The 6,665-nt window shown below is 74.2% G+C and carries 4 protein-coding genes and 1 pseudogene; 2 read left to right on the top strand and 3 right to left on the bottom strand.

From position 1 onward, the window contains the following. On the bottom strand, positions 1–2,765 hold a 2,765-nt coding region (locus tag ND748_RS21660; protein ID WP_251747820.1), incomplete at its 3' end, for an HAD-IC family P-type ATPase. Positions 2,766–2,903: 138 nt separating this feature from the next. Further along, positions 2,904–3,782: an undecaprenyl-diphosphate phosphatase gene (locus ND748_RS21655; protein WP_251747819.1), complete on the bottom strand. Its 879-nt coding sequence runs from the start codon at positions 3,780–3,782 to the stop codon at positions 2,904–2,906. A gap of 447 nt (positions 3,783–4,229) precedes the next feature. On the opposite strand from ND748_RS21655, the gene ND748_RS21650 reads away from it, so the two are divergent. Further along, positions 4,230–5,744 (top strand): MFS transporter, encoded by a 1,515-nt coding sequence (locus ND748_RS21650; protein WP_251747818.1) that lies wholly within the window; start codon positions 4,230–4,232, stop codon positions 5,742–5,744. A gap of 60 nt (positions 5,745–5,804) precedes the next feature. Here the strand turns inward: ND748_RS21650 and ND748_RS21645 are convergent, their stop codons facing one another. Continuing rightward, positions 5,805–6,305, bottom strand: a complete 501-nt coding sequence (locus tag ND748_RS21645) for a hypothetical protein (protein WP_251747817.1) — start codon at positions 6,303–6,305, stop codon at positions 5,805–5,807. A gap of 172 nt (positions 6,306–6,477) precedes the next feature. On the opposite strand from ND748_RS21645, the pseudogene ND748_RS21640 reads away from it, so the two are divergent. Continuing rightward, positions 6,478–6,665, top strand: a pseudogene (locus ND748_RS21640) (hypothetical protein); the annotation flags it as partial.

The following is a 6,665-nucleotide window of genomic DNA, read 5'->3' as shown; positions in this document are numbered from 1 at the left end:
GGCCCCGGTCCCGCCCCCGCCGGCGACGGCGACGGCGACGGCGACGGCGACGGCGACGGCGACGGCAGGGTCCGTACGTTGCTCTGCGTCGTCGAGGGGCGCCGCGCCGCGGCCAGTTCATCCCTGGCGGCCGCGACCGACAGCTGCCGGCGGGTCAGCAGCCAGGCGAGTTCCAGCAGGACCCCCGCGCCCGCGGCGATGGCCACCCCGATCCACGGGCCGGTCGTTCCCACCAGCGACAGCTGGTAGAACTCCCGACCGAACGGGATCACCAGGACCAGCACGAAGGCGACCGCCATGGTCAGGACCAGCGCGATGCGCCACCACGTGTAGGGGCGGGCGACGATCGCCAGCGCCCACAGCGCGATGAGGAACAGCGTCAGGGTCGCCATCGACGTCTCGGCGTCCAGATCGTCGTAGATCGACCGCGCCACCAGGTAGGACGCCATGGTCGCCGCCGCGGCGAGGATCCCGGCGGGCAGCGCGAAGCGCAGCACCCGGTCGACGAAGTCCGGGCGGGCCCGCTCGGCGTTCGGGGCGAGCGCGAGGAAGAACGCCGGGATGCCGATCGTCAGCGAGCCAAGCAGCGTGAGGTGCCGCGGCAGGAACGGGTAGGGCACCCGGGTGACGACGACCAGGATGGCGAGCAGCACCGAGTAGACGGTCTTCGTCAGGAACAGGTTCGCGACACGTTCGATGTTGCCGATGACGCGACGTCCCTCGGCGACGACGAACGGCAGCGTCGCGAAGCTGTTGTCGAGCAGGACGATCTGCGCGACGCCGCGGGCCGCCTGGCTGCCCGAGCCCATCGCGACGCCGATGTCGGCGTCCTTGAGGGCGAGGACGTCGTTGACGCCGTCACCGGTCATCGCGACCGTGTGCCCGCGCGACTGCAGCGCGGCGACCATCGCCCGCTTCTGCTGTGGGGTCACCCGCCCGAAGATCGAGTGGGTCTCCAGGGCGTCGGCGAGGCCGTCGGGATCGGTCGGCAGCGTTCTCGCGTCCACCGGCGAGTCGGCGCCGGGCAGGCCCAGGGCGCGGGCGACCGCGCCGACGGACAGCGCGTTGTCCCCGGAGATTACTTTTGCCGCGACGTTCTGCTCGGCGAAGTAGCGCAGCGTGTCCGGCGCGTCGGCCCGCAACCGCTGGGCGATCACAACGAGCGCAACCGGCACCACGGCCGCCTGGACGCTCGACGGGTCGGCCAGCGCGCCGTCGAGTGGGGCGCCGAACCGGCCGAGCAGCAGCACCCGCAGGCCGCGCGCGCCGTAGCCGTCCACCTCGGTGAGCACCGGGTGACCGGCGGGCAGCAGCACGTCCGGCGCTCCGAGCAGCCAGGTGGCGACGGTGCCGGCCGGGTCGGCCAGGGTGGCGCCGCTCCACTTGCGAGCCGAGGAGAACGGGGCGTCCGCGCGCACCGTCCAGCCCGCCGGCGCCGGGTAGGCCTCGATGATCGCCTGCATGCTGGGATTCGGCCGGGTGTCGGCGGCGCCGAGCGCACCGAGCACTCGGCGGGCCGCCTCCGCCGCGGGACCGTCGTCGGCGTCGGTCGCCGCAGTCGCCCCGGTCGCGTCGGTCGCGTCGGTCGCCGCGGTCACGTCGACGATGCGCAGCTCGGCGACATCCATCGCCGCCTCGGTCAGGGTGCCGGTCTTGTCGAGGCAGACGACGTCGACGCGGGCCAGCCCCTCGATCGCCGGCAGTTCCTGGACGAGGCACTGACGGCGCCCCAGCCGCACCACCCCGACGGCGAAGGCGACCGAGGTGAGCAGCACGAGCCCCTCGGGCACCATCGGCACCAGGCCCGCGACCATCCGGCGGATCGCCTCGGGCAGGTCGTCGTCGTTGACGAAGATCTGACTGATGATCAGCGCGACGCCGGTCGGGATGATCATCCAGGTGACGACCCGCAGGATCGTGCTGACGCCGGCGCGCAGCTCGGAGTGCACCAGGGTGAACCGGCTGGCCTCCTCCGCGAGCTGCGCGGCGTAGGCCTCGCGGCCCACCCGGGTCGCCCGGAACGCCCCCCCGCCCGCGACCACGAAACTGCCGGACATGACCTGGTCACCGGGCTGCTTGTGCACCGGGTCGGCCTCGCCGGTCAGCAGCGACTCGTCGACCTCCAGGTGTTCGGCCTCGACGACGACGCCGTCGACGCCGATCCGGTCACCCGGCCCGAGTTCGATGACGTCGTCGAGGACGATCTCGGACGCGGCGAGCGGCGCCGCGATCCCGTCGCGACGCACCAGCGGCCGGGACTCCCCGACCACCGCCAGCCGGTCCAGGGTGCGCTTGGCGCGCAGCTCCTGGAACAGCCCCACCAGCGTGTTCGCGACGATCACCCCGCCGAACAGGGCGTCCTGCAACGGACCGACGACGAGCACGAACGCCAGCAGGACGCCGATGATCGCGTTGATCCGGGTGAACACGTTGGCGCGGACGATCTGCCCGAGGGTCCGGCTGGAGCGCAGCGGCACGTCGTTGACGTGGCCGTCGGCGATCCGCTCGGCGACCTCGGCGGCCGTCAGTCCGGCGGCGGCCGAGACGGCTGCCACGGGTCCGACCGCGCTACCCGACGCATCCTCGCTGCCCGACGCATCCGCACCGGTCGCCGCATCCGCACCGGTCGCCGCTTCGTCACCGGTCGCCGTGTCCTCACCGGTCGCCGTGTCCTCACCGGTCGCCGTGTCCTCACCGGTCGCCGTGTCCGGGTCGTCGTGCCGTCCCGGGGACGGCCGCGCTCCCGCGACCCCTGACCGATTCATGGCGTCCTCCACGCTCCGTCGGCGCCGCGCCGAGCAGGTGCGCCGCACCCCCGCCGACCGCGCGTCACGTTCCGTACGCCGCATGGGCCGCGAGCCCACCGTAGTTGACGCGGCCGCGGCGGGTCCGTCCGCGGGTCGTCAGTCGGCCTCGGCACCCGCGTCCGCGCTGATCGCGCCCCCGGCGAGCAACGCCAGCAACAGCAGTCCCAGCGCGACCCGGTACAGCACGAACGGCGTGAAACTGCGGGTCGAGATGTAGCGCAGGAACCAGGCGATGGCCGCGTAGCCGGTGGCGAACGCCACGATCGTGGCGACGATCGTCGGCCCCCAGGACACCTCGGCGCCGTCGCCGCCGATCGACTTCAGCTCAAACACTCCGGAGGCGAGCACCGCGGGCATCGCGAGCAGGAACGAGTAGCGCGCCGCCGCCTCTCGGGTGTAGCCGAGCAGCAGCCCGCCGCTGATCGTCGCCCCCGACCGGGACACGCCCGGGATGAGCGCTGCCGACTGCGCCAGACCGTAGAGCAGGCCATCGCGCACCGACAGGTCGGGCATGGTCTTGCGCGGCCGCGGCGGTGCGTGCCGCCCGCGCGGACGGCCCTTCGAGGAGTACCAGTCCGCGCCGCCGAGGATGAGACCGAGCAGGATCAGCGTCGTCGCAATCAGGCGAAGGTCCCGGAACGGACCCTCGATGGCGTCCTGCAACGTGACGCCGAGCAGACCGATCGGGATGGTGCCCAGGATGACCAGCCAGCCGATGCGGGCGTCGGTGTCCCTGCGCATCTCCCGGCGGGTCCACGACAGCGCCCAGGCCCGCACGATCCGCGCGATGTCCCGACGGAAGTAGATCAGTACCGCGGTCTCCGTGCCGATCTGGGTAACCGCGGTGAACGCGGCGCCGGGATCGTCCCAGCCGGCCAGCGCGGCGGTGATCCGCAGGTGGGCGCTGGAGGAGACGGGAAGGAACTCGGTCAGCCCCTGGACCAGCCCGAGCACCGTGCCTTCGAGGAAGTTCACGGGCGCCGGCCGGCACCCGCGGCCCCGCTGCGCCCGGACCGCACGCCCAGCCCGGGCTGCATGCCCCGCCCGGGCTGCATGCCGGCCGGCGGGTCGCCCGCCCGTCGGGTCCGGTCTGGTCGCGTCATCCGTCTGCACCCCTCCACGCGCCTCACGCTAGCGGAGCGCGAAGCACACCTTCGGGGCGGGGAGGACGGCCGCCGTCGGGCCCGCGACGCCGGCGATGCGCCCGGATTGCCGGCATCGTGCCTGGTAGGGTGCGGTACAACTCGCCGTCCGGTTGCCCACCATCGTGGCCGATATGGGCGGCGGTCGTCGATGCGTTCGCCGCGCGTCGGCGGCCCGGCGGTCGCCACGTCGGCGTCCACGCCCCGGGCCGGACGTTACCGGGCTTCGTCACCCCGCCGGATTCGCGCCCGCTGCGCGCTGTGGCCCGCGGACGCATCCATGAACCTTTCCCACGACCCTGCACCACCGGCCTCGGGCGTTCCGGCCGGGTCACCCGCTGCTCCCGACAGCCCGGCGGTCCGCGGTTACGGCGTGTTGCTGGACCAGCCAGGCGGGTGGGTACGCGTCGCGGCCGGACTCGTGGGCCGGCTACCCATCTCGATGCTGGGTCTGGGCAGCCTGCTGCTCGTGGCGGACGTCACCGGCTCCTACGGCCAGGCCGGTGCCGTCAGCGCGACCCTCGCCCTGGCAGGCGCCCTGGCGGGTCCCGTGATCAGCCGACTCATCGACCGCGCCGGCGCCCGCCGGGTACTGCTCGTGCTCGCCGGCGTGCACGTGCTCGCGGGCGCCCTGTTCGGATGCGTGGTGCTGGTCCGGGCGCCGACCGCGGTGATGCTGGCCGCGGCCGCACTGACCGGCGCGACACTGCCCCAGGTCGGCGCGGTGGCCAGGGAACGCTGGGCGAACCTGCTCGCGGGGTCGCCCACCGTGCAGTCCGCCTACGCACTGGAGTCCGTGCTGGACGAGGTGGCATTCATCCTGGGGCCCGCCGCGGCCGGCCTGCTTGCCAGCGCTCTGGCCCCCGCCGGACTACTCGTCGCCCTGGTCTGCGCGGCGACGGCGGTACCGCTGTTCGCGACCCTCCCGGCCCCGGATCAGCCCCGACCCGTTCGGACCATGCCCGGCACCGGCACCCCACCCGACGTCGAAAGCACACCACACGCCGGCGCCGTGGCCGGCTCCGTGGCCGCCGCCGGCGCTGGAGCCTCGGCCGCCACCAACACCCCTGCCACCACCAGCACCTCGGCCACCACCAGCACCTCGGCCGCCACCAGCACCTCGGCCGCCACCGGAGCCGTTACCCACCCGGGTGCGACAGCCGGCACCCGCGCAACAGCCGCTCCCCGGCCCGTGTCGGTGGCCCTGCTGCCCGGCATGCCGGCAGTGATCATCGCATTCGTCGGGCTCGGCGGCTTCTTCGGCGCCGGCGAGGTCGCTCTGATCGCGCTCGGCCGCGAGCATGGCTGGGGAGCCGGTGCAGGGCTGCTCCCCGTCCTGATCACCGTGGTGAGCCTGCTCAGCGGGCTGGTCTACGGTGCGCGGCCGGCCGGCGGCGACCCGGTGCGCCGGTTCGCGCTGGCGGCCCTGGCCCTGTCCCTGGCAGCGGTGCTGATCCCGGTCACGGGCCGGCTGACGCTGGTCGTCGTGGGAGCCGGCCTCGCCGGCCTCCCCCTGGCCCCGCTGATGATCCTCGGAAACACCGTCGCCGGGCGGCGGGTTCCCGCCACCCGGCGAACCGAGGGTTTCACCTGGCTCACCGCCGGCACCAGCGTCGGAGCGGCGGTCAGCTCGCCACTGTGCGGAATGGTCGTGGACGCCGCCGGGGCACGGCCGGCGACCGTCGCCATCCCGATCTCGGCCGGGCTGGCCGCCGTCGGCGCGCTACTCGCCGCGCGGTCCGACGCCCCACGGTCCGACGCCCCACGGTCCGACATGGCCGACCCGAACGGCTGACCCGGTCCCGCCGCCGCAGGACCCGCCGCAGCCGGGCCGAGCAGTCTCACGCGCGGGCGGTCATCCCCGCAAGCGAGGCCGAGCGGCGCCACCGCCGAGACCGTTGTGACCAGGACGCTCATGATCAGGCTGCGAAGAACCAGACACCGAGGAACCAGGCCCCGTTGAACCACGCCCCCCGGAACCACGCTCGTGGCGGCCGTTCTCGCTGTGGCCGTTGCGGTCGGACAGCTCGCCGCGTCCATGTTCGGCATGCCGGAACCGACGCCACAGCCCCACACGCCTGCCAAGGTTGGCAGGTAGCTCCGCGCTGATCTCGACCTCGGCCTCCCGCTCCCGCGCAGAGGCGGCCTGCGGTCCCATCGCATGCCCGGCCACGTAGGTGCCCGCCGCGATGGCCAGCGCCACCGGCCACTCGATCAGCTCGACCACAGCCAGGGTGCCGAGGCCCAGATAGTAGGCAGCGCGTCCCGGGGCGGCCAGGCTCAGCGGCCCCAACCGGACCTGGCCGCCCGGCGCGGGTGGCGGGGAGACCTCGACATGAGCGGTAACAAAGGGCATTCGCACTGTCGCCGTACGCCACTCGGGCGGAGTGTCGCCGCGGCGACCCGACTGTCCTACACCCCCCGCAGGGGTGGTGCTCACCCGAACGGCGGAGGATGCCGTGACCCGGCCGCCCCCGGCCTTCCGGACGGTACCGCGTCCACTCACGGCCCGGCCCGACGTAGTCCCCGTGGCCCGACCCGGCGCCGACCTGGTGGCGGAGGCTCGCGATGTCCCGGGACGCGTCGCCGCGGCGGCCCGGCTGCCTGCAGCCCGGGTCGTGGTGCTCCGCCCGGACGCCGTCGACCGGCCGGTGGTGGCCCCGCCCGATGCCGGCCTGTCCGAGCTCCCGGGGCCGGCGGCTGCCGAGGCCGGGGT

This window comes from Frankia sp. AiPs1 (assembly GCF_023716945.1).
Lineage (GTDB): Bacteria > Actinomycetota > Actinomycetes > Frankiales > Frankiaceae > Frankia.
Note: the sequence above shows the minus strand (reverse complement) of the source record. Positions and strands in the feature narration are given on the sequence as shown.

Excerpts from the sequence above, each read along its gene's own strand:
- ND748_RS21650 (WP_251747818.1), top strand. The coding sequence starts at position 4,230 with ATGAACCTTTCCCACGACCCTGCACCACCGGCCTCGGGCGTTCCGGCC.
- ND748_RS21645 (WP_251747817.1), bottom strand. The coding sequence starts at position 6,305 with ATGCCCTTTGTTACCGCTCATGTCGAGGTCTCCCCGCCACCCGCGCCG.